The 23,836-nt window shown below is 48.4% G+C and carries 27 protein-coding genes; all 27 read left to right on the top strand.

What is annotated here, in order from left to right:
* Positions 1-29: 29 nt before the first annotated feature.
* The 27 genes from Q0339_RS05245 (at position 30) to clpP (ending at position 23,674) form a co-directional block, all read left to right on the top strand.
* A complete protein-coding gene (locus Q0339_RS05245; protein ID WP_298077761.1) occupies positions 30-560 on the top strand; it encodes a hypothetical protein in 531 nt (176 codons plus the stop codon).
* A gap of 331 nt (positions 561-891) precedes the next feature.
* Entirely contained in the window at positions 892-2,226 is a 1,335-nt protein-coding gene (gene mgtE, locus Q0339_RS05240; RefSeq protein WP_298077760.1) for a magnesium transporter, read from the top strand.
* 207 nt (positions 2,227-2,433) lie between these two features.
* Positions 2,434-3,318, top strand: a complete 885-nt coding sequence (locus tag Q0339_RS05235; RefSeq protein ID WP_298077759.1) for a bifunctional 5,10-methylenetetrahydrofolate dehydrogenase/5,10-methenyltetrahydrofolate cyclohydrolase — start codon at positions 2,434-2,436, stop codon at positions 3,316-3,318.
* Positions 3,319-3,321: 3 nt separating this feature from the next.
* Complete coding sequence (gene xseA, locus Q0339_RS05230) at positions 3,322-4,701, top strand: exodeoxyribonuclease VII large subunit (protein WP_298077758.1); 1,380 nt, start codon at positions 3,322-3,324, stop codon at positions 4,699-4,701.
* Positions 4,676-4,909 (top strand): exodeoxyribonuclease VII small subunit, encoded by a 234-nt coding sequence (gene xseB, locus Q0339_RS05225; RefSeq protein WP_070756538.1) that lies wholly within the window; start codon positions 4,676-4,678, stop codon positions 4,907-4,909. Before xseA ends, xseB begins: the two co-directional genes overlap by 26 nt.
* On the top strand, positions 4,906-5,799 hold the full coding sequence (locus Q0339_RS05220) for a polyprenyl synthetase family protein (protein ID WP_298077757.1): 894 nt from the start codon (positions 4,906-4,908) through the stop codon (positions 5,797-5,799). The genes xseB and Q0339_RS05220 overlap by 4 nt, the downstream gene beginning before the upstream one ends.
* Positions 5,800-5,810: 11 nt before the next feature.
* The gene (locus Q0339_RS05215; RefSeq protein ID WP_298077756.1) at positions 5,811-6,626 is read left to right on the top strand and encodes a TlyA family RNA methyltransferase; all 816 of its coding nucleotides are present in this window, start codon (positions 5,811-5,813) and stop codon (positions 6,624-6,626) included.
* A gap of 30 nt (positions 6,627-6,656) precedes the next feature.
* The gene (gene recN, locus Q0339_RS05210) at positions 6,657-8,399 is read left to right on the top strand and encodes a DNA repair protein RecN (RefSeq protein ID WP_298077755.1); all 1,743 of its coding nucleotides are present in this window, start codon (positions 6,657-6,659) and stop codon (positions 8,397-8,399) included.
* A 3-nt stretch (positions 8,400-8,402) separates the two neighbouring features.
* Entirely contained in the window at positions 8,403-9,155 is a 753-nt protein-coding gene (locus Q0339_RS05205; RefSeq protein WP_298077754.1) for a glycerophosphodiester phosphodiesterase, read from the top strand.
* Entirely contained in the window at positions 9,148-10,119 is a 972-nt protein-coding gene (gene miaA / locus Q0339_RS05200; protein WP_298077753.1) for a tRNA (adenosine(37)-N6)-dimethylallyltransferase MiaA, read from the top strand. Before Q0339_RS05205 ends, miaA begins: the two co-directional genes overlap by 8 nt.
* Positions 10,116-11,369, top strand: coding sequence for a GTPase HflX (hflX, locus tag Q0339_RS05195; protein ID WP_298077752.1), 1,254 nt, complete (start codon positions 10,116-10,118; stop codon positions 11,367-11,369). The genes miaA and hflX overlap by 4 nt, the downstream gene beginning before the upstream one ends.
* Complete coding sequence (gene def / locus Q0339_RS05190; RefSeq protein ID WP_298077751.1) at positions 11,366-11,932, top strand: peptide deformylase; 567 nt, start codon at positions 11,366-11,368, stop codon at positions 11,930-11,932. The genes hflX and def overlap by 4 nt, the downstream gene beginning before the upstream one ends.
* Positions 11,933-12,106: 174 nt before the next feature.
* Positions 12,107-13,780, top strand: a complete 1,674-nt coding sequence (locus Q0339_RS05185; protein ID WP_298077750.1) for an alpha-L-fucosidase — start codon at positions 12,107-12,109, stop codon at positions 13,778-13,780.
* A gap of 77 nt (positions 13,781-13,857) precedes the next feature.
* Positions 13,858-15,063, top strand: coding sequence for a glycosyltransferase family 4 protein (locus Q0339_RS05180; RefSeq protein WP_298077749.1), 1,206 nt, complete (start codon positions 13,858-13,860; stop codon positions 15,061-15,063).
* A gap of 4 nt (positions 15,064-15,067) precedes the next feature.
* Positions 15,068-15,937, top strand: a complete 870-nt coding sequence (locus tag Q0339_RS05175; protein WP_298077748.1) for an NAD(P)-dependent oxidoreductase — start codon at positions 15,068-15,070, stop codon at positions 15,935-15,937.
* 126 nt (positions 15,938-16,063) lie between these two features.
* Complete coding sequence (locus Q0339_RS05170; protein WP_023391144.1) at positions 16,064-16,291, top strand: YkuJ family protein; 228 nt, start codon at positions 16,064-16,066, stop codon at positions 16,289-16,291.
* Positions 16,292-16,453: 162 nt separating this feature from the next.
* The gene (locus tag Q0339_RS05165; protein ID WP_291429209.1) at positions 16,454-16,978 is read left to right on the top strand and encodes a YqeG family HAD IIIA-type phosphatase; all 525 of its coding nucleotides are present in this window, start codon (positions 16,454-16,456) and stop codon (positions 16,976-16,978) included.
* Positions 16,971-18,083 carry a ribosome biogenesis GTPase YqeH gene (gene yqeH / locus Q0339_RS05160; RefSeq protein ID WP_298077747.1) on the top strand — a complete coding sequence of 371 codons (1,113 nt, stop codon included), beginning with the start codon at positions 16,971-16,973 and terminating at the stop codon, positions 18,081-18,083. The genes Q0339_RS05165 and yqeH overlap by 8 nt, the downstream gene beginning before the upstream one ends.
* A gap of 22 nt (positions 18,084-18,105) precedes the next feature.
* On the top strand, positions 18,106-18,423 hold the full coding sequence (gene yhbY, locus Q0339_RS05155) for a ribosome assembly RNA-binding protein YhbY (protein WP_035363935.1): 318 nt from the start codon (positions 18,106-18,108) through the stop codon (positions 18,421-18,423).
* Positions 18,424-18,476: 53 nt separating this feature from the next.
* The gene (gene nadD, locus Q0339_RS05150) at positions 18,477-19,133 is read left to right on the top strand and encodes a nicotinate-nucleotide adenylyltransferase (protein ID WP_291453852.1); all 657 of its coding nucleotides are present in this window, start codon (positions 18,477-18,479) and stop codon (positions 19,131-19,133) included.
* Between the two features lie 12 nt (positions 19,134-19,145).
* A complete protein-coding gene (gene yqeK, locus Q0339_RS05145) occupies positions 19,146-19,724 on the top strand; it encodes a bis(5'-nucleosyl)-tetraphosphatase (symmetrical) YqeK (RefSeq protein WP_298077746.1) in 579 nt (192 codons plus the stop codon).
* 9 nt (positions 19,725-19,733) lie between these two features.
* Entirely contained in the window at positions 19,734-20,099 is a 366-nt protein-coding gene (rsfS, locus tag Q0339_RS05140) for a ribosome silencing factor (RefSeq protein ID WP_298077745.1), read from the top strand.
* Positions 20,048-20,836 carry a class I SAM-dependent methyltransferase gene (locus Q0339_RS05135; RefSeq protein ID WP_298077743.1) on the top strand — a complete coding sequence of 263 codons (789 nt, stop codon included), beginning with the start codon at positions 20,048-20,050 and terminating at the stop codon, positions 20,834-20,836. Before rsfS ends, Q0339_RS05135 begins: the two co-directional genes overlap by 52 nt.
* A 24-nt stretch (positions 20,837-20,860) precedes the next feature.
* Positions 20,861-22,024, top strand: coding sequence for a nucleotidyltransferase family protein (locus Q0339_RS05130; RefSeq protein WP_298077741.1), 1,164 nt, complete (start codon positions 20,861-20,863; stop codon positions 22,022-22,024).
* A gap of 115 nt (positions 22,025-22,139) precedes the next feature.
* A complete protein-coding gene (locus Q0339_RS05125; RefSeq protein WP_070756555.1) occupies positions 22,140-22,691 on the top strand; it encodes a YceD family protein in 552 nt (183 codons plus the stop codon).
* A gap of 38 nt (positions 22,692-22,729) precedes the next feature.
* Positions 22,730-22,909, top strand: coding sequence for a 50S ribosomal protein L32 (gene rpmF, locus Q0339_RS05120; RefSeq protein WP_083316332.1), 180 nt, complete (start codon positions 22,730-22,732; stop codon positions 22,907-22,909).
* Between the two features lie 168 nt (positions 22,910-23,077).
* Positions 23,078-23,674, top strand: coding sequence for an ATP-dependent Clp endopeptidase proteolytic subunit ClpP (clpP, locus tag Q0339_RS05115; RefSeq protein WP_023391133.1), 597 nt, complete (start codon positions 23,078-23,080; stop codon positions 23,672-23,674).
* Positions 23,675-23,836: the final 162 nt, after the last annotated feature.

Here is a 23,836-nt window from a genome sequence, read left to right as displayed (position 1 = left end):
AACAAATGAGGAGTAGGAGGCCGTGTGGCATGAGACGAGAGCGGGTATTAAGAACGTTTGGGGTAGGTTTATTGCCACTGGTAGGACTAGCCGTCTTACTGGAAAAGCCCCTTTGGTGGGGGAGTCTGGCCTTATTTGTCGCGCTTCTAGCCTTGGCTGCCTTTCTCTTCCGTCAAACGGACCAGTTTGCAAGCTCAAGCCAAGAAATTATCGCGGCTTCCATCAGCAATTGGTTTCTGATCTTAGCGGCCTTTTATCTGAGTCCAGACAACTGGCTACTAGCGGGTCGTAGTATTAGTCGTATTTGGGGCTTGGTTCTTGTGGCCCTAGTCCATCTGGGAGTCTTGGTCCTACACGTGACCAGTCGCCAAGTTAGTCGCCAAACCGCTAGCCAAGTCATGGTGATTAGCTTAGGTTATGTAATCATCATGGGCTTGCTTGTGGCGGGGCTCCTAGCTATGGGGATGGCGTCTGTCATAGGTGTCTGCCTCTTGTTAGCTTCCATGATATACTTCCTACTTACTTTAGCTTACTTAAGTAAGAAAGCCGAGGCTAAATAAAGCAGAAACCGCTCGTGATTACGGGCGGTTTTAATCTTTCTTTCCCTATTTATCTATTACATAGATAAATAGGGTCTGAGTCAGCCAAATTACGTTCTTAAAAGAGCACAAATTATGATTTCAAGACTAAAAATTCTAATAGAGCTCTCTTTATGTAAATCAAACAGTTGGAAGTCATGTTCAACTGTTTTTTCTTTGGCTTTTGGGCTGACTCGAGGGGCTTCTTATGGTATGATAGAGGGTGGAAAAACCGAAGCAAAGGGGTTGGTCGATGTGAGTCCCGACTTAAGGAGTGACAATATAAACTAAGACTCAAAGGAGGAAATCCCCTATGCTCGTAGAAGAAATTCAAACAGCCCTAACAAATGAACATTCTGAAGCCATTTACCGTATGATTCGGGAACACCACCCGGCTGATATTGCCTTGGCTCTAGAAGAGCTTGAAGACGAAGAAGTTTTCAAGTTTGTCAGCTTTATCTCGGACAAGGCCCTGGCCTTGATCCTGGAGACTCAGATTTCTGAAGAACTCCAGGTTAAGATTGTTGAAGCCGTGCCTTTTGCCCGCATGCTCAATGTCTTCACCTACATGTCCCAGGATGACATCGTTGATATCTTGGGCAACCTATCCATTTGGCAACGTAAGCAATTCCTGAATATGATGAAGAATCGTGATTCGGATGACCTGGAAAAACTCCTGGCCTACGATCCGGATACTGCCGGCGGTCTCATGACTACTGAGTTCATCGCCTTGAATGAGAACTTAACGGTTTATGAAGCCTTCGAGACCATTCGTAAGATTGCGCCAGAGAAGGAAGTTATCGAGACCCTCTTCGTGGTCGATGCTAAGACCCTGCTCAAAGGGACAGTCGATATCCGCGATATTTTCACCAAATCCGATCAACAAAAACTCAGTGAAATTCTCAATCCTAACGTTATTTCGGTGACGCCGACGACGGACCAGGAAGAAGTTTCCCTGATTGTTACCAAGTATAACCTGTCAGTTGTACCGGTCGTTAATAACAAGAACCGGATTCTGGGGATTATCACCAACGACGATATCATCCACGTCATCAATGAAGAGTACACCGAAGATATGTACTTGATGGGTGGGGTGGACTCGGAAGAAACGCTAGATAGCCCAGTCTTCGAGTCCGTAAAACGCCGTCTGCCTTGGTTGGTTATCAACCTCTTCACAGCCTTTCTGGCCTCATCCGTTATCAACCTTTTCTCCGATACCATCAGCCAAATGGTGGCCCTAGCGGCTGCCATGCCGATTGTAGCCGGAATGGGGGGGAATGCCGGCACCCAGACTGTGACCATTGTGGTCCGTGCCCTAGCCTTGGGCGAGGTGGACTGGGGTGACTGGCGCGGAATGCTTAAGGAAATCGGGGCTGGTTTCGCCAACGGTCTCATTACTGGGGTCGTGGCCGCTATCGCCCTTATGCTTATGTATGGGAATGTCTACCTAGGGGTGGTTATCATCCTAGCCATGATTGTAGATATGGTCATTGCCGGGATTTTTGGCTACTTCATCCCCTTGGCGGTTAAGAAATTCCGTGGGGACCCTGCCTTGGTATCTACCGTTTTCCTGACCACGGCTACTGACGTGTGTGGTTTCTTCAGCTTCTTAGGCTTGGCCACTCTCTTCATGCCTTTACTTGTATAAGGATTAGATTGCCTACTCCCTTGGGGGTAGGCTTTTTGCTTGCTTAAGTGCCCTAAAAAGCCAATCCCGTAAGCTAATGATAAGGTCAGCTGAGTGTCACTTTTGGCTTTTTAGGCCTTCGGACAAAATGGCATTACAGCGCCCTTAAATTATGGTAGAATAAGAAGGAAAAGTCTGTGACCCTAGGGTCCGAAAGGTGTGGTATTCATGCAACGTTTAGATGGGAAAATTCTCTCACAATCAATTTTCGCCCGGCTATCCCAGGCTACAGCGGCCTTCCGTTCCCAAACCGGGACCCAGCCCAAATTGACCGTTATCTCAGTAGGGGAAGATCCTGCTAGCAAGGTCTATGTTGGCCAGAAGCAAAAACGTGCCTTGGAAATTGGCTATGCCTTCGAATGGGTACTCTTGCCAGCAGATATTAGCCAAGAAGAATTGGAGCGGACCATTAAGGTTCACAACCAGGATCTTCAAACCCATGGGCTCTTATTACAATTGCCTCTGCCAGAGCATTTAGATCCATTGTCAGCTATGCACTTAATTGACCCAGAGAAAGATGTGGATGGTTTCCACCCCTTGACCATGGGACGGGTCGTTGAAGACAATACAGACCTCTATCCTTGTACGCCAAAAGGCATCGTGCGGCTCTTAGAAAATGCTCAGATTCCTTTGCAAGGTCAGAATGTGGTCGTCGTAGGCCGTAGCCAAATTGTGGGCTTGCCTATTTCTATCATGTTGATTAACCGCGGGGCCACTGTGACAGTCTGCAATTCCAAGACCCAGGACCTAGGACACTATACGCGTTATGCGGATATCTTGATTGTCGCGACTGGCCAAGCGCATTTAATTGGACCAGACCATCTTAAGGAAGGCGCAGTAGTAGTCGACGTTGGGATTAACCGGCTCATGTCTGGTAAGCTAGTAGGGGATGTGGATTTTGAAGCTGTAGCTCATAAGGTTAGCTACATCACACCAGTTCCTGGTGGAGTTGGCCCTATGACGGTAGCTATGTTGATGGAACAGACCTTTACTTGTGCCTGCCAACAACAAAACTTAGATCCCTTGACCTTCTTGAGCCAGGAGGAGGCCTAGTCAGTGACCGATACACAAAAGGACTATCTCAGTGTCAAGGCCCTGACCCGCTATCTCAAGCGCAAATTCGACGTGGACCCTTACCTGCAGAAAGTCTATGTAGTAGGAGAGGTTTCTAACTTCCGCTTGCGGCCAGGCCACCAGTACTTCAGCCTCAAGGAAGACAATGTTAAAATCAACGTTACCATGTTCAAACAGGCCTTTAGTAAGCTACCTTTCAAGTTAGAAGAAGGTATGAAGGTCTTAGCGGTGGGGCGGGTTTCTATCTATGAACCCAGTGGTTCCTACCAATTAACGCTTGAGTCGCTTCAACCGGACGGCCTAGGGTCGCTCTATCTGGCCCTAGAACAACTTAAGGCCAAACTTAAGCAAGCAGGTCTCTTGGATTTGCCTAAGAAGCAACCGCGCCGTTTTCCACGCCGGATTGCAGTCATTACCAGTCCAAGTGGGGCCGTCATCCGGGATATTGTGACCACCCTCAAGCGACGCTATCCCATTGCCCAGGTGGTGGTTTTCCCCACCCGAGTTCAGGGTAAGGAAGCCAGTGGCGAAATTGTGGCCGCTTTTGAACGGCTCAAGGCCAAGCAAGCAGCCTTTGACACGGTGATTCTAGCACGTGGGGGCGGGGCCATTGAAGACCTCTGGCCTTTTAACGAGGAAATCGTGGCTCAGGCAATTCTAGCCTGTCCCTTGCCAGTGATTACGGCCATCGGCCACGAGACTGACACTACCCTTGCTGATCTAGTAGGGGACCTACGCGCTCCGACACCAACCGCAGCAGCTGAAATGGCAGCTGAGGAATTAAGTCAAGTCTATCTCAAGTTGGAAGAAAGTCGAACCCGTTTGGCTCAAGCCATGCTAAGCCGGATTCAACATAAGCAAACCCAACTCCGTCGTTATCAGGAAGTCTATATTTTCCGGGAACCCGAGCGGCTTTACCAAGCCTATATGCAGCAAGTGGACCTCATCAAGGAGCGTTTGTTACGTGCTCAGTCCTCCTATCTGCAGGGGCAGGCTCAAGGCCTGGCTCTTCTATCCACTCGTCTTAAAGCCCAGGGGCCAAGCGGTCGTTTGCGTCTGGAAGGAGAGCGGCTAGTCCGTCTCCGTCATCAGTTGAAACGGGCTATGGCTCAGATCAGTCAACATTATCAAGGAGAGTTGGCTCGTTATAGCCAGCTCCTAGAGGCCTATAGCCCGCTCAAGATTCTGGCGCGGGGTTATGCCATTATCGAAGATAAGCAAGAAGCGGTGAAGTCAGTCCAGCAACTTCAAGTGGGTCAGGTCATCGATTTAACCTTACAAGATGGCCAAGCCACCGCTCAAGTTCAAACTATTAGCGCTCAGAAAGGAAAAAACCATGGCAACAAAAAAGAAAAAGCCTGAGAGTTTCGAAGCAGCTCTAGCTGAATTAGATACCATTGTACAACAACTTGAACGAGGCGAATTGCCTCTAACCCAAGCTCTGGATGCCTTTAAGCAGGGGGTAGAATTAACCCAATACTGCCAAAAGACCCTCCATGATGCCCAAGAAACAGTCGCCAACATGATGGCAGAAGAGGGCGATTTTGTCCTAGATGAGGATGTCCAATGAACTTCTTAGAACTCGATACCCTGCGACAGCTCTTCGAGCGGAGCTTGGACCAACAGACACGTTATCACTTAACTCCTCCTCGTCTGATTGAAGCCATGCGCTACTCCCTCAAAAATGGGGGCAAGCGCCTGCGTCCAGTCATGCTCTTGGCGGTTTTGGCTATTCAATCAGAAGACCTAGTCAAATGTGGCCTTAAGACAGCCATCGCCTTAGAGTATATTCACACCTATTCCCTGATTCACGACGATTTACCGGCCATGGATAACGATGACCTACGTCGAGGGCAAGCCACCAACCATAAGCGCTTTGGCGAGGGCCTGGCTATTTTGGCTGGGGATGCCCTCTTAACAGATGCCTTCCAAGTTCTGGTTTCAGATGACCTCTTGGATGATCGGATTAAGGTAGCCTTGATTGACCAACTCAGTCAAGCAGCTGGTTCTTGGGGCATGGTAGCGGGCCAAGTCGGGGATATTGAAGCCGAACAGACGCCGGTTGACTACCAGGGCTTGAAGCAGATTCATGACCAGAAGACAGGTGCCTTATTCCACTTTGCCTTAGAGGCAGGGGCTATTATCGGTGGAGCGGATGCGAGAACTTGCCAAGCCCTGCGTCAGTTTGGTCGTCATTTTGGTTTAGCCTATCAGATTCACAATGACCTAATGGATGTATTAGGCAGTCAAGAAGTGACAGGTAAAGTCACTCAGGCGGATCAAGCCCTAACCAAATCTACCTATCCAAGTCTTTTGGGTCTCCAAGGAGCCAAGGATGCCTTGGCAGTAGAGGTTAGCGCAGCTAGCCAAATTTTAGAGGATTTAGCTAAAGAGAGCGGCCGCCCTTATCAGATTCTGGGAGGAATCTTGGATTATTTAACCCTACCCTCTGCTAAGTAAAAGGAGCAGCTATGAAAAAGGAACGCATTGATAAACTGGTTGTTCAGAGTGGCCTGACCGAATCGCGCGAACAAGCACGTCGCTTGATTATGGCCGGGCAAATCTATGACAGCCAGAACCAACGTTATGACAAGCCCGGTGAAAAAGTGGATGCCTCCAAAGTATTCCACATTAAGGGCAAGACGCTACCTTATGTCAGTCGTGGTGGTCTTAAGTTAGAAAAAGCCATTAAGGTCTTTGACATTGATATGACTGACCAAATCCTCCTAGATATTGGAGCTTCGACAGGTGGCTTCACGGACGCGGCCCTCCAATTCGGCGCAGCCAAGTCCTATGCCTTGGACGTTGGCTACAACCAGCTAGCCTATTCCCTACGCCAAGATCCTCGGGTCATTGTCATGGAGCGGGAGAACTTCCGCTATGCCCAGCCTGACCAATTTCAAGAAGGTCAACCAAGCGTGGCTTCTATCGACGTCTCCTTTATCTCCCTACGTTTAATTTTGCCACCTTTGGTGCCCATTCTAGCGCCAGGAGGCACCGTCCTCATGTTAATTAAGCCACAATTTGAGGCTGGTAAGGAACGCGTGGGTAAGAAGGGAATCGTGAAGGATCCAGCGGTACACTTAGATGTCCTCAAGGAAATCCTGTCTTATGCCTGTGGCTTAGGCTATCGTCTACGTGATTTGACCTTCTCGCCTATTACCGGTGGCGAAGGCAATATCGAATTTTTGGCCTATCTGACTAACGACCAAGACCTAGCTAATGACTCTTGGCAGCAGGTGGATTTAGCCGGTGTGGTGGAAGCCGCACATACAACCTTTGAATAAAAGAGTTTAGACAAGAAAGGAGGCCCGATTATGTTGCGGAGTCTCAACATTGAAAATTTTGCCATTATCGACCATGTGACCCTGGATTTAGAGATGGGAATGACCGTTCTAGCAGGGGAGACTGGGGCTGGGAAATCAATTATAATTGATGCCCTTAGCTTGCTTATGGGCAGTCGTGGGACCAACGATTTAATCCGGCAAGGTGCCGATAAACTGGTAGTGGAGGGTCTCTTTTCTATGTCACCTGCTCCCGCACCACTGTTAGCACAATTAGCAGATTTTGGTTTGGAGCTTGAGGACCAGGAAGACCTGATTATACGTCGAGAGCTTAACCGCCAAGGCAAGAATACCGTTCGGGTTAATGGTCAGTTGGCAAACGTATCCTTGCTTAAGCAAATTGGCTATTACCTAGTCGATATTCATGGCCAAAATGAGCATCAGGCCTTGCTTAATAAGCAATTTCACCTCAGCCAGTTGGACCAATTTGCGGGCGAGCGCCTAAATCAGCTAAAACAAACTTATCAAGCTGCCTTCGAGCGCTATGACCAGCTACGTAAGGACTGGCTGGCCAGTCAGCAGGAAGGAAGTGACAAACGCCAACGCTTAAGCTTCTTAGAATTTCAGTTGCAAGAATTAGAAGCCGCTAACTTAGTCGCTGGGGAAATGGCCCAGTTAGAACAGGAAAGTCGGCGTCTACAAAACAGTCAGAAGATTGGCCAAGCATTGGCGACGGTTAACCATTTGCTATCGGAAGCTGACACCAGCGCCTTGACGCAACTGACCCAAGCCCAAGCAGCCTTAGAGGAAGTAGCCAGCTACGACTCTAGCTATCCGGCCTTGGCGGCCCAACTGCAAGATCTCTACTACCAACTAGAAGAAGTGGCCCACCAACTAGCAGTCAGCAACCAGGAGGTAGACAATGATCAAGCCATTGATGAATTGGAAGCGCGTCTCAGCCAATTAGGCCAACTGACCCGTAAATATGGCATGGATGAAGCTCAGCTATTGGCCTATTATGATACCATTAGCGAAGAAATTTACCAGCTCACACACCAGGAACAGTATACAGAGCGTCTAGTTAAGGACTTGACGGTCGCTTATCATGACTGTCTGGCGGCTGGTCAGGCCCTAGATCAAGGCCGACGCCAGGAAGCTCAGGACTTAGTGGCAGCTATTGAAGCAGAACTAGCCGATTTGTATATGGCCAATGCGCGATTCCAAGTTGACTTTACGAGCTTGGGTAGTGACTCTAGCCTGGCTAGCCTGTTCCCGGATGCGCAGCGCTTAAGTGCCGAAGGTTTAAGCCAGGTAGAATTTTATGCAACCACCAACCTTGGTGAAGCCATGAAGCCCCTGGTTAAGATTGCTTCAGGCGGTGAGTTATCGCGCTTTATGTTGGCCCTCAAACGGGTCTTCAGCCAAGGTATGACGGATATGACCTTGGTTTTTGATGAGATTGATACAGGGGTATCAGGCCGGGTAGCCCAGGCCATTGCGGAGAAGATGCAAGGCATTGCCCAGCATCACCAACTGCTTTGTATTACCCATTTAGCTCAAGTAGCTGCAAGTGCCGACCAACATCTTTACATTGAGAAAGTTGTTGAGAATGAACGTACGCGCACCCGCGTGCAGGCATTGAATGAAGAAGGCCGTATTGAAGCTATCGCTAGCATGATGTCTGGTAAGGTCTTAACGCCAGCTTCCTTGCAAATGGCCCAAGATTTACGCCGTCAGTTGCAGACCCATCGTGACAAACTAGGCGAGGAGGACTAAGGAATGTTGAAGATTTATGCCCATCGTGGCAATCAAGCTCAGGCTGTTGAAAACAGCTTAACCGCCTTCCAAGACGCCGTGATTGCGGGTGCAGATGGTATTGAATGCGACCTGCACTTGACGGCAGATGGGGCCCTCGTCGTTATCCATGATGAGCAATTAGACCGAACCACGGATAGCCAAGGTGAGGTCAGTGATTTAAGTCTGGCCCAGATTCAAGCTGCACGTCTGCGCTTTCCAGATGGTCGTGTGACCCCAGATCGAGTGCCCAGTCTACCGGAATTATTGAACTTATTGCGAGATTTAGATTTTAAGGGAAGGCTGAATCTAGAACTTAAAACTGACCAAAAGGACTATCCAGGTATTGAAGCAGCTGTTTTAGCAACCGTGGAGGAATTAGCTCCAGATTTTGACATTATCTACTCTAGTTTTAATTGGTACACGCTCCAACGCCTTAAAGCGTTAGCCCCTGGGGCAAAGATTGCTGCCTTGGTGGAAGAAGCTCTCTTGCCTTATTTATCGCATTTGCCAGCCCTAGATCCGACGGCTATTCATTTGGATCGACAACTCTACCAAGATGAGGCTTTACGAGAGCAGTTCAAGCAGTGGCCTATCCGTCTCTGGACAGTGAATGATCCGACGGATTGGGCCCACTATACTAGCTTAGCCCAGGACGGCCAGCTAGAAGCCATTATGACCGATACGCCAGCTGCTGCGCTTGAGGTGCGAGGACAGGGGGAGGCTCGTCATGACTAAACTAGCAGGTCCTTTGCTAGTAATTGGAGGTCCTACCGCTGTGGGCAAAACTCAACTCAGTATTGACTTAGCCAAGCGTTTTGGGGGTGAAGTTATTAATGGCGACCGTCTGCAATTTTATCGAGGCTTGGATATTGGAACGGGGAAGGTGACGCTAGAAGAGATGCAGGGTGTGCCCCATCATGCCTTGGACTTTCTGGATGTTGACCAGGATTATGATGCCAGCCAGTTTCAAGCTTTAGCCCAGAGCCTGATTAGTGATTGTCATGCACGTGGTATCCTGCCGATTTTAGTTGGTGGCTCTGGTCTTTATCTAGAAGGTCTACTTTATGATTTAGAGTTCGGTGGCAAGGCTAGCCATGACCCGCTCATCCGTCAAGCCCTCGAGCAACGGCTAGAGACGGAAGGAGCTCAAGTCCTCTATGCTGAGTTGTTGGCACAAGACCCACTCGCAGCGTCTAAGATCCCAATTCAAAATCATCGTCGCCTCTTGCGAGCTTTAGAGGTCATGCAGGTGACGGGGCAAAAATTCTCTGACCAGAGCCAGCATGAGACCGCCCAAGCACGCTATGAGACATGTATTCTGGCCTTAGACCGGCCCCGTGACCAGCTCTATGAGCGAATTAATGCGCGAGTCCAAGCCATGGTGACGCAGGGATTGGAAGCAGAAGTTCGTCAACTCTACCAAGTAGCGCAGGGCCAGTTGTTGCCAAGCGTACAAGGTATTGGTTACAAGGAATGGTGGCCATATTTGGCAGGGGAAATGACCGACCGTGAGGCAGTTATTGCCGCTATTCAGCAAAATTCTAGGCGCTATGCCAAGCGTCAACTGACCTGGTTCCGCAATCGTATCCAGGGCACCCACTGGCTAGATGCTAGTGAGTATGAGGTGGCTTTGGCCCAGGCGACTAGCCTCGTACAAGACTTATTAGATAGCCAAGCAAAGAAAGGAGGGACCCTATGATTGACTTACAAGTTGGCCCTGAACGTGTCCTAGTAATGGCTGTTCAGACAGAACAATATAGTCCGGAGCAATTCCAAGTTATTTTAGATGAAATGACCTCCTTAACAGAGACCGCAGGTGGCCAGGTCATTGAAGTGGTAACCCAGAAGTTGCCTAAGCTAGATGGACGTACGGCTGTCGGGAGCGGTAAATTAGAAGATATTGCCGCCCTAGTGGAAGCACGTGAGATTGACCTAGTCATTAGTCTTAATGCCCTGACACCTAGCATGAACCGCCAACTGGAAGCCACCCTCAAGGTTCAAGTCATCGACCGAGTTCAGCTAATCTTGGATATCTTTGCTATGAGGGCTCGAAGTCGTGAAGGCAAACTCCAGGTGGCGCTAGCCCAGTATAACTATCTCCTGCCACGGCTCTATGGACAAGGTAAGCATCTGTCTCGCCAAGGTGGGGGGATTGGGACCCGCGGGCCTGGTGAAACCAAGTTGGAAAGTGATCGTCGCCATATTCGCAGCGTCATTCACCACGTTAAGGAAGAGTTGGCTGATATTGCCGCCCATCGTGAGCGAACCCGTTCGCGGCGTGCTCAGGGCGGTCACTGGCAAGTCGGTTTGGTGGGTTATACCAACGCTGGCAAGTCTACCTTGCTAACCCAGTTGACACAGTCAGAGACCTACGTTCAAGACCAACTTTTTGCAACCTTGGACCCCTTAACTCGGCGTATGCCCCTTAAGGGTGAGGACCGCTTTACCTTGACGGATACGGTTGGTTTCATTGAAGAGTTGCCGACAGAACTCATTCATGCATTTAAGTCAACCCTGGAAGAAATCGGGGGCATGGACTTACTACTGCACGTAGTAGATGCCTCAGACCCTGCTCAGACGCTGCATGAGCAGACAGTTCTGCGAATCATTAAGGAGCTGGGATATGGGCACTTGCCGGTCCTAACAGTCTACAATAAGATTGATTGTTTGGCTCCAGGTCATTCAGTTCAACCGACGGCCTTTCCAAGTATCGCCATCTCTGCCTATGAACCTAGTCATATTGATCGTTTGAAGCAGGAAATCTGGAAGCTGTTGATGGCAGATGCTGACTGGGTTGACCAACGCATTCCTGCCCATGAAGCCTATAAGGTGGCGGGCATGCGACAAGAACTCCTGGTGACTAAATTCGACTATGATGAAAATACTGGCGACTATCACCTGCAGGGTTATCGTCGTCGTCAGCAAGACCGAGAGGAGGAGACGCATTGATTACAATGCAAGATATTATTGAAGAAGGACATCCTACCCTCCGCCAAGCTGCGGAAGCCGTAGAATTTCCTTTGACCGAAGAGCTCAAGGCGACGGCCTTAGCTATGCATGAATTTTTAGTTAATAGCCAAAATCCTGAGATTGCCGAGAAATACGGCCTTCGTGCTGGTGTGGGCTTAGCTGCTCCGCAGATTAACCTACCTAAGCAAATTTTTGCAGTTCATATTATGAGCTATGATGAAGAAGGCAATGAGGCGAAACCGCTCTTGAGTGAGATTCTCTTCAATCCTAAGATTATCAGCCATTCTGTTCAGGAAGTGGCCCTGCGTGATGGGGAAGGTTGCCTATCTGTTAATCGTGAAGTGCCAGGTCTAGTGCCACGACCTCGCCGTATACGACTGCGCTACCAAGATATGGAGGGCAAGGAACATGAGCTCCGTCTACGCGACTATGAAGCCATTGTGGTCCAACACGAACTAGACCATCTCAAAGGCATCATGTTCTATGACCATATTAACCAACAACAGCCGTGGTATGAAAAACCAGGTTTAGAACTATTGTAAGATCGAGTGACTGGGTAATAATCTCAGTCCTCTTTTTTTATGGGGTGGGGATCTATTTTTACCTATCTGATTTAGATTGCTTGGCTCTATCTTGTCATAGGAAAGAAATGCGGTTAAAATAAGAAAGAAAGAGTTTGCAAATGCTGGGTGAGTTCCGGCTAAAAGGAGATATTTATGTCAGCAACACACAAGCCAATTATTCCTCATGGCCCAGTCCCAAGTCCCGCTCAATGGGCCTATCATCAAGATGAATTAGCAGCCTTTATTCACTTCGGTCCCAATACTTTCAATGACCGAGAGTGGGGGACCGGGACAGAGTCACCAGAAGACTTTAATCCTAGTGACTTTGATGCTGACCAATGGGTTCGCGTGCTTAAGGAAACAGGCTTCAAACGTCTTATTCTAGTGCTCAAACATCACGATGGTTTTGTCCTCTATCCTTCAGCCTATACAGATCACAGTGTCAAAGCTAGTCCCTGGCGACTAGGGCAGGGGGATGTCTTGGCAGAGGTATCGGCTGCAGCCAATCGCTATGATTTTCCACTTGGCTTCTATCTATCGCCTTGGGATGCCCACCATCCTGACTATCATGTTGATCGCCAGGAGGCCTATAACGACTATTACTTTAAGCAATTGCAAGAGTTGTTTGAGAATCCAGCCTACGGCTATCAAGGACGATTCGTCGAAGTCTGGTTAGATGGCGCGCGTGGCGAAGGGGCCCAAGCCGTGACTTATGATTTTAAACGTTGGTTCGACTATATTGATTCGCAAGGTTATCCTATCGCAATCTTCTCAACAGAACCGACCGCTTTGCGCTGGGTAGGCAATGAACGTGGCTACGGAGGCGACCCACTCTGGCAGAAAGTTAAGGCTGACCGTCTACGGCAGGGGGATATTGATTATCTCAACCATGGGGACCCTGAAGGGGACCTCTACTCCTTAGCTGAGGTGGATGTTTCCATCCGCCCAGGCTGGTTCTATCATGATAATCAGCAACCAAAGTCAGTGGCTGAACTGATGGATATTTACCTTCATTCGGTTGGCAAAGGGAGCCCACTTCTGCTTAATATCCCGCCTGATCGGCGAGGCCAGTTTGCTGAGGCAGATATTGAGGTTCTACGAGACTTCCAGCTTGCGCGGCAAGCCCTCTATGAGACCAATTATTTAGCAGGTGGCCAAGTCCTAGATAGCAATGGGCAGTCGCAGAATCAATTACTAGATCAATCGGGCGTCTGGCAGGCTTCTGTTTGCCATGATAACGTGCTAGAGTTAGTCCTAGCTCAAGTTGCTAGCTTGGACCTAGTCCAAATTCAAGAAGCCATTCAGTATGGTCAACGGGTGTCAGCTTTTCATATCGATTACTTAGATCAAGCAGGCCAGTGGCAACCATTTGCCCAAGGTCAGACCCTGGGCTATCGCCGACTAGTCAAGGGGCCGCTAGTTCAGACTCAGCGCCTGCGACTGGTGCTCGATCAGGCGCAAGCTGCACCAATCCTGAGTGGCCTAGCAGTCTACCGTTGGCCAGATCAAGCCAAGGCTCAGCAAACATCAAATGAAGTGACTTTTGGGCAAGCTTGCTATAAGGGGACCAAAGGTCAACCTTTGGCCGTTACTTTGCTTCGACAAGGGGATTTGAGCCAGGTACTTAAGATTAAACTTGCGACTGAGCCTGGGACTGGCGTACATGGACGCGTTTATGAGGACGCCCAATACCAGGTAAGCTTTGAAGCAGGACAGGAAGTGGCTCAAATCCAAGTGCCTAGTCTCTATTATGCTCAAAATCAATCACATGATTTCTACCTAAAAATCCTGCCGGAGGGGCCTAAAACCAGACTGCTAGTCCAGTAACAAGGGATTAGGGTTTAATTCTAGTTCAAAATTCTTTATAATAAGAGTAGACATTAGCAAAGTAGGTGAAACATCGAATGAATATTGGCTTTTTTACGGATACCTATTTTCCGCAAGTGAGTGGGGTATCGACTTCAGTTAAGCTCCTAAGGGATGAGTTGGTTCGCCAAGGACATGAGGTCATTATCTTCACTACAACTGATCCCAATGCGAGGCCAGAACCAGGCGTTGTGCGTCTGCCTAGCGTGCCTTTTGTAAGTTTTGAGGATCGGCGGGTGGCCTATTCAGGTTTTGAGCGCTGCCTTAAGATTGCCCGTAATTATCAATTGGACTTGGTCCATACCCATACGGAATTCAGCCTGGGTTTAGCTGGCCGTTATGTGGCAAGCCGTCTCAAAATTCCGACTATCCATACCTACCATACCATGTATGAAAACTATACCCACTATATTCTCAACGGCAAGTTAATCCGCCCTGGCACAGTTAAGGTCTTATCCAAGGTCTTCTGTGACCAAGGAAATGGGGTGATTGCCCCTAGCCTCATGACCAAGGACACCCTGATGTCTTATGGCATTAAGGCGCCTATCCGAGTCATTCCAACAGGGGTTGAGATTCCAGATTACAATCCGGAAGGCCGTCAAAGCTTGCGCCAGAAATTAGGTTTGAGCCAAGATGATATCGTGCTTCTCTCTCTCTCTCGTTTGTCCAAGGAAAAAAATATCGCGGCAGTCTTGGAGGTCTATCCGAGAGTCCTGGATAAGTTACCGCAAGCCAAATTAGTCATTGTTGGTGAGGGACCAGAACGCCCAGTCTTGGAGCAACAGGCAAAGGATTTAGGTATTAAGCCTATCTTTGTCGGTGAGGTAGAACACAGTCAAGTCTCTGCTTATTACCAAATGGCGGACCTCTATATCAATGCCAGCATGTCAGAGTCACAAGGTTTGACCTATTTAGAGGCTTTTGCCAACCGTCTACCGATTATAGCCAAGCGCAATGATTACTTGGCTGGCATTATGACTAACGAGAATTTTGGTGCCTTGTTCGAAGATTTTGAAGATTTCGACCGTGCCATCTTAGATTATTTGGCTAAGATGGAGGCCGGTTTCCGGCCAAATATTGACCGCCAATTACTTTATCCGCTGTCACTCGAGCATTTTGAGCAGCAAGTGGCGGATTTCTATCAGGAAGTGATTAAGCAAAACAAACGTCGTAAGCGGAGTAGTGGCCTAAACAAAGTTGTGGCCGGCGTTAAGTATCGCTACAAGCAGCTGATGGGAGGTTAAGCAGATGGCAAGCGTTGGATTTATTGGCTTAGGTGTTATGGGGGCTGCGATGGCGCGTCACTTGATGGGCGCGGGTTATCAGCTAGTCCTATATACACGGACAAAAGCTAAGGCGGAGCCCTTGTTGCAGGCGGGTGCCCGATGGGCGGATACGCCCAAAGAGCTAGCCCAGGCTTGTGACCTAGTTTTTACGATTGTAGGCTATCCTCAGGATGTTGAGAGCACCTATTTTGGTCCAGAGGGCCTCTTTGCCGGTGCTCATCCGGGTAGTTGTTTCGTGGATATGACCACCTCTACCCCTCAATTAGCAGTTAAAATTGCTGAGAAAGCCCAAGAGCTGGGTGTTGAAACCTTAGATGCGCCAGTATCAGGTGGCGATTTGGGAGCTAGAGAGGCGCGCTTGACCATTATGGTAGGCGGAGCTAAGGCGAGCTATGAGCGTGTTTTACCTTACTTGGAAGTAATGGGTAAGACCATTAAGCGCCAGGGTGGTCCCGGTGCTGGTCAACACACTAAGATGGCCAATCAGATCATGATTGCTGGGACCATGACGGGGCTGACTGAGATGCTGGTCTATGCTAAGGCGGCGGGCTTAAGCCTTGATTCCGTCTTAGAGACTGTTGGGGCCGGCAGTGCATCCAACTGGTCCATGGCCAACTATGCACCTCGCATCTTGCGACAAGACTATTCGCCAGGCTTCTTCGCTAAGCATTTCAAGAAAGATTTAGGAATAGCCTTAGCTGAAGCAGAAGCTATGGGCTTGGATTTACCAGCTACCAGTCTGGCTTGGCAACTCTATGATAAACTCTGTGCAGCGGGTCATGAGGATGATGGTACCCAAGCACTCATCAAATTATGGTGGCAATCTGAGTGAGAAACTTGCGTCTAGCTTGAAAGTAAGATATGATAACATTGTAGTTTGAGGAATGTTGTCCAGACTTTGCCTCATGGCGAGAAATCGTAGCGCAATGGGCAGCAGAGTTAAGAATGGAGTGAAACTATGAAAAGTTCAGTATTAAATGGGATTATCCAACGTTTAGAAGCTATGACTCATACCGAAAGTGACGTAGAAGTACGCCGCTTCGAGATTGAAGGCGTGGAAAAATGCCAAGTGGCTTATGTAAAAGAAAGCGACACCTTTGAACTGACTGACCACCAATCTGGGTCTGTCTTCCAATACGATGACATCGACCTAGTAGCAATCGAAATTTTCGAGATGTTAGGTTAATAAATGAGACAAAGAGGTTAGGGCCATGGCTCCTAGCCTCTTTTAATTTGCTGCTAGGCTTAAGCAGAAGCTTAAGGTTTGATTAAAGCCGACGAAATCAAGGACGAGCGGGTTTTCTTATGCTATAATGGAAGTGATATACTTTAAAGGAGCAATGTGTGAATGAAACGCTACATAACGCCAAGTTGGACCATTAACTCGGTCTATGATATCCAGCCCCAAGACCTGCTCAAGCGGGGCTATGAGGCGGCCATTATTGACCTAGATAATACCGTCATTGCTTGGAATAATATGAACTATACAGAAGAAATGGCAGATTGGATTAGCCGTATGACGCAAGCCGGTGTTAAGATTTATATCTTATCTAACAATAAGGTGGAGCGAGTTGCCAAGGTGGCTGAGCCGCTAGGCATTCCCTACAAGGCCGGCGCACTCAAACCTCGCCGTAAGAATTTCCAGCTGGCTTTGGATGCCTTGGGAACTAGTCAGGCTAATACTATCATGATTGGCGACCAAATCATGACCGATATTATCGGGGCTAACCGAGCTAAAATGGCTAGCATCTTGGTCAAACCAATCGCTCGCAACGATAACTTCTATACTTGGGCAAACCGGGCTATTGAACGACTTGCGCTTAAGTTAGTAGGCATTAAACGAAAAGGGGACTGGGGGGATCAACTTGACTGAGGAACACTACCAATGTATTGGCTGCGGTGCAACCATTCAAAGTCAGGATCCTGGGCAAGCTGGTTATTTACCAGCGTCTGCCTTAGCTAAGGGCTTAGAAAAAGGGCAGTTTTACTGTCAACGTTGCTTTAAGTTGCGCCACTACAATGAATTACAAGACCTGCAAATTCCTGACCAAGTCTTCCTAGACAAGCTCAGCGAAATTGCCCATGATGATGCCTTGATTATCAATGTCTTAGATATCTTCGATGTCGAAGGCAGTCTAATCCATGGCTTGGCTCGTTTTATTGGCAACCAACCTTTCGTGGTTTTCGGGAATAAATTCGACTTACTACCTAAGGTGACCCGTCAGAATCGCGTTAAGCATTGGCTCAAAGGCATTCTGGCTGACAATGGGCTCTTTCCGCAAGATATCATTCTTGGGAGCGCCCATAAGGGCCATACCCTAACCGAACTGCTGGAATTGATTGAAGACAATATCCATGACCGTAATATTTATATCGTAGGGGTTACCAATGTGGGTAAGTCTACGCTGATTAATCAGCTTCTAGCCCATTATGGTGGGGAGGGGCAGATTATTACGACCTCCAATCATCCAGGTACGACTTTGGATATGATTCATATCCCACTGACCCCTGAACATGCTATTATTGATACGCCAGGGATTATCCACCGAACCCAACTAGCCCATTATCTGTCTCGGGAGGCCATGCGTAAGCTCTTGCCAAGTAAGCCTTTCAAGCCTATGACTTTCCAGCTTAATGCGGGTCAGACAATTTTCTTAGCGGGTGTTGGACGAGTTGATTTTGAAAAAGGGGAGCGGACCTCCTTTACCTATTATGTCTCTAAGGATTGCTACCTACACCGCACCAAGTTGGACAAGGCGGATGCCTTCTATGCCCAACACAAAGGTGGCTTACTAAGCCCACCTAGTGAGGATGAAGCTACTGATTTCCCTGACCTAGTGGCTAAGGAATTAACCCTCAGTCAAGACCAAGATGTGGCCATCTCAGGTCTAGGGTGGTTCAGTGTGAATCGGCCTGTCCGTGTGACGGTTTGGGTACCCAAAGGGGTAGCAGTGACCGTTCGAGACGCTATTATTTAAGAAAGACAAGAGGAACAAGCAAGTGACATCACTTAACAAGAAACAAGTTAACCATCTTAAAAAGATTGCTCATCACGAAAAACCAATTTTTCAGATGGGCAAGGAAGGTCTAGGCCAATCTTTCCTTGATCAGGTGGATCAGGCCTTGACAAAGCGGGAACTAATTAAGTTTAAGGTCCTGCAGAATAGCGAAGAAGAAATTCGGGAAGTAACGGCAGAGATTGCCTATGCCCTCGATGCCCATGTGGTTCAGGTTATCGGCCACACAGGCGTGCTCTACCGACCTTCTCATATTGCCAAATATCAGAAATTATCTGCTGATCTTAAGAAAATCAAGTAAGACCATGCCCATACTTGGGCTGACTTAAGCCAATCATTCAAAGAGGTGATCGCATGATGACACAAACGGAAACCCTAGGCAAGACCTTGACTAGCCTGGCTCAAGAAGTGCAGGTTCAGGGGCCTAAACGCATTGGCATACTGGGTGGGGCCTTTAACCCACCGCATTTAGGCCATTTGCTACTAGCCGAGCAGGTGGGGAAGGAATTGGAATTAGACGAAGTCTGGTTCATGCCGGTAGCCAAGCGTCACTACGAGCAAGAGGGGACAGATGTGCCCGTCATTCATCGGCTCAAGATGGTACAGCTGGCCATTCAAGATAATCCCTTCTTCAAAATTCAGCCTTATGAACTTTTGCACGGGGATAAGTTATTTACGGTCGATACCATGCGTTATTTCCGTCGCCTCTTCCCAGACGCTCAGTTCTATTACCTGATGGGAGCAGACCGAGCTCAGAAATTACATAAATGGCATCAGATTGAGCAATTGGCTGAGCTAGTCCAATTTGTGGCGCAAAAGCCAGTCGGGACGCCTATGCCCGAGACCGAGTGGCCGGTTGATTGGGTAGAAGCCCCAACCTTGCCAGTCAGTTCAACCGATATTCGTTTGCGGGTCTTCTGTGATCAAAGCATTCGCTATCAGGTGCCTGAGGCGGTGGCTGCTTACATTGATGCGCAAGGGCTCTACAAAACGGCCTTTGGTCGAGCATAGGGGGAGGCAGACATGACTTATTGGAATACCAATCGTCAGGCCTTCTTGGATGATTTGGCTCAACGTATCAAGCCTAAACGTTATCAGCACGTTCTGAGGGTGGAGCAGACGGCTATTGAATTGGCTGAAAGCTATGGAGCGGATGTCGAAGCGGTCAGCATTGCAGCTTTAGCTCATGACTATGCCAAAGACTTGGACGTGGAGCAGGCGCGTGTTCTGGCTCAGACTTTTTGGCCGCAAGTGGATTTAAGTCAAGAGGGCAGCAACATTCTACATGGCCCTGCCGCAGCTCAAATCCTTATGGACCGCTATGGTGTGACTGACCGTCGCATCCTAGAAGCGGTGGCTGGCCACACTGTGGGCTGGTATCAATTTGATTTAATCGGCAAGATTCTTTATCTAGCTGACTACATGGAACCAGGCCGCGATTTTCCAGGAGTTGAAGTAGCTCGGGAACTTGCTGCAACTGATTTGAACGCGGCATGCTGGTACAAAATCAAGCGCACTTTAACTTATTTAATTGACAAGGAAAAACCTCTCTTTGATGGGGCGGTAGAAATTTACAACCGCTGGTGCCAAGAGGGGATTTAGGAGGAACCTATGACAAAAACAGCTTTAGAAATTTTAGAATTAGCCGTTCGGGCAGCCGATGACCGTTTGGCTCAAGACATCGTAGCCTTAGATGTACGCAATGTGACCCCTATTGCTGACTACTTTGTAGTTACACATGCACGCAACGATAAACAATTGGATGCCATTGTGGACTCTATCGTAGAGGCGGCCCACAAGGAAGGCCTAGAAGTCAAGAATGTCGAAGGTAAAGATGGTGGTAAGTGGGTTCTAATTGACTTAGTGGAAGTCATTATCCATGTCTTCCATTACACTGAACGCGACCACTACAATTTAGAGAAATTATGGCGCGATGCACCCTTAGTGGATCTAAGCGCCTGGGTCAGTGCCCAATGACCACCGGCAACTTCAGTCAAATAGCCCATGTCTACGACCACTTCAATGATTTAGAAATCTATGAACGCTGGTTAGACTTTACCTTGACTAGCCGGGATCAAGCGCCAGGCAAGGTTTTAGATGCTGCCTGTGGGACGGGCTGGTTCACTCAGCTTTTGGCGCCTTTCTGTGGCCAAATCTTAGGCTTTGACTACGACCCGGCCATGATTAAGGTAGCCCAGGAAGAGCCAGGCAACAGTGAGAATTCAGCCTATCTGGTAGCAGATCTTTTGGACTTAAGTGCCTTAGACCAAGATTATGATCTCATCACCTGTTATGCGGACTCTCTTTGTTTCTTGGCCGGTCCTGACCAGGTGGTCAAAGCCTTGAATGAGTTATTTGGGCGATTGGCTCCAGGGGGGCAACTTTTGTTTGACGTTTGGACACCGCAACAAATTGAGGATTTTGATGGTTTTTCTTACTTTGATAGTGACGACCGCTATGCCTTGTTGTGGGATAGTGAGTCGGACTTGGATCAATTAAGTGTCCAACACTACCTGACGGTCTTTGAACAAGTCGGGCGCCATTATCAAAGGACAGACGTCAGCTTAGAAGAAAGAACCTATCCGCTAGCTTGGTACCAGTCAGCGCTGAAAGAAGCGGGGTTTAGACAAGTAGAAGTACTAGTGGACTTCGGCCAGGCCTATTATCAGGAAGGGCAGACGGCTGACCGTTGGTTCTTCCGCGCTAGTAAGTAAGGAGTCAGGAAAGGAGGCTAGGCCATGGCCCTAATAGGAATTTTGGCGGAGTATAATCCTCTACATCGGGGTCATGCCTACCAACTGGACTGGGTCAAGCGGCACTTTCCCCAGGACCAGATTCTGGTTTTGATGAGCGGCAATGTAGTCCAACGCGGCGAATTTGCCATCATAGACAAATGGCATCGGGCTCAGGCTGCAGTAGCCGCAGGGGCTGATTTAGTGATTGAATTACCAACCCTAGCTAGTTTACAGTCAGCGGATTACTTTGGTCGACATGGGATGGCTATCCTGGCCAAGTTAGGTGTGGAGCGGATTGTCTTTGGAACGGAAAGTGCCCAAATTGCCCAGCTTAAGGACTTCCTGGCTTGGGAAGCTCAGCATCAGGCTCATATCGACAAGGGCATCCAAGATGCCCTCAAGACCGGGTTAGCCTACCCGGCAGCCTATCAAGTGGCTATTCAGTCTCTGGCTGATTGGTCGAATCTAGCGCCTTGGCAGGCCAATCACCAGCTGGGACTTCAGTATCTTAAGACACTCGCTCAGCTAGCCCCTGATTGTCAGGTCTTAGGCCTACCTCGCTTGCAAGAAACTGAGGATGGCCAACCTATACTGAGTGGGTCAGCTATTCGCCAAGCCTTTCGCCAGGGCCAGGAAGTGACGGCAGATTTAGCACCTAGCCTCCAGGGCCAGCTTAGTCCTGAACTGGATGCGGCTTGGTCGGCCTACTGGCCTTACCTGCGCTATCAGTTACTGACCCAACCTCTGGCTTCTCTAGAGCAAATAGCCGGTATCAAAGAAGGCTTAGCCAATCGCCTTAAGGCTCAAGCTGAGATTAAGGAGAAATGGGAGGACTGGCGTCAAGCCATGATTTCCAAACGTTGGACTCAAGCTGCCATTCAGCGAGTTGCCATGGCCATTCTCTTGCAAATTCCTCAGACGGCGGTGACTGCCTTTAACCAGGAAACGACACCCCAAGCCTTCAGATTGTTAGATGCCTCTCAAGCGGGGCGGCCTTGGCTGGGGGCCTGGCGTAAGCGAGAGGATTTAAGCGTCTTTAGCCAATATAAACCTGCTTATGAAAAGGATTATGGTTGGAACTTAGTTGCGGACGCCATCTACCAGTTACGCCCGGGAGGACAGATTCAGTCACAAGTCCAACCTAAACAAGTTCTCAGCTTTCTTTGACCAAAAATTTCTTTGGCAAAAAAATTAGAAAGCTAGGCTGAAAAGGGGCCAGAAACGATTGACAGGACCCTAAAATTTAAGTATAATACAAGAGTCGTTTTAGAGGTGATATTAGATGAAATGGACCTTACGTAAAATTCGCGACCACAAGGAAGAGCTACTCCACTTCGACGTCGAATTGGATGTGGCGGCCAAGGTGCAAGCGATGGAACCGTCAATTCTCCATTTAACTCCCGTTCAAGTAACTGGTTATTTCGTTGCTCATGGACAGGAAATATTCTTGCATTGTACCGCAAGTACAGTGATGACATTGCCATCAACTCGCAGCTTAGAACCTGTACCGGTTCATTTACAAGTTCCGATTGACGAACGCTATGTGATGCCGGAATATGATGCGAATGCCGATGAGTACGAGGAGACGACAATTGTGCTCGAACACGATTATATCGACCTCGAGTTAGCAGTCATCGATGCCTTACTGTTGAATCTCCCAATGCGTGTCGTTGGTGAAGAGGAAGAGACGGCTGCATTACCAAGTGGCAAGGATTGGGCTGTGTTGACGGAGACGGATTATCTAGCAAGTCTAGAACGTCAGTCATCGGAAGCAGGGGACCCACGCTTTGCTAATCTAAGAGCTCTATTAAACGAAGCCAATGCGGATGAGTAATCTTATTCATTCCACAAATTTTTCAGGAGGTGTAAACCATGGCAGTACCAAAGAGAAGAACTTCAAAAGCACGTAAAAACAGACGTCGTACCCATTTCAAATTAGTTGTTCCAGGAATGAACCCTTGTCCTGAGTGTGGTGAATTACGTTTAAGTCACCGTGTATGCTCAAACTGTGGTTACTACGACGGCAAACAAGTCGTAGCCAAGGAAGCTTAATTATAGTAATGATGAGGAAGTCATCCAATCGGATGGCTTTTTTCTTTTGCCCTTGGCGCTTACCTAGCAGAGCTAATGCAGGAGCATCCTGCTTGACCTTTATTGACCAAAAGGGTATACTGAGACAGTAGTAATCGGCTCAGAGCCGAATCCGAAGGAGGAAAGGGAATGAACTTAATTCCTACAGTCATTGAACAATCGTCACGTGGCGAACGCGCCTACGATATTTATTCACGACTCTTAAAAGACCGTATTGTCATGTTATCCGGTCCTATTGATGATGCGGTGGCTAACAGTGTAATTGCCCAACTCTTATTCTTGGATGCCCAAGATCCTGACAAGGACATTTATCTCTATATTAATTCACCAGGTGGGAGTGTCTCTGCCGGTTTAGCTATCTTCGATACTATGAACTTCATCAATGCCGATGTACAAACTATCGTAATTGGGATGGCGGCTTCTATGGGGGCTTTCCTTCTAGCGGCAGGGGAAAAGGGCAAACGCTATGCCTTACCTAACGCAGAAGTGATGATTCACCAACCTTTGGGTGGAGCCCAAGGTCAAGCGACCGAAATTGAAATTGCCGCAAAGCATATTTTGAAGACTCGCGATACGCTTAACAAGATTTTGGCCGAACGTACTGGTCAAACCCTTAAGGTTATTGCCCGCGATACAGATCGCGACAACTACATGTCAGCTGAAGAGGCGGTTAAATATGGCCTGGTTGATGCCATCATGACCAATTCTAAGAATCTCAAAAAATAATTTTAAGTAGCGCGCTTGCCCATTAGGGCAGGCGCTATTTTGTATCTAGGTAGCTGCGTATAGGTTAGGGAAAAGCTAGAGAATTTTTTCGTATTTTCTTGACTTTAGGACTTGAAATTTGCTGAAAACAGGTGTAAGATAATGAAGTAAGCTATTTAAGCT

The sequence above is a fragment of the uncultured Abiotrophia sp. genome, from assembly GCF_938010525.1.
Taxonomy (GTDB): Bacteria; Bacillota; Bacilli; order Lactobacillales; family Aerococcaceae; genus Abiotrophia.
Note: the sequence above shows the minus strand (reverse complement) of the source record. Positions and strands in the feature narration are given on the sequence as shown.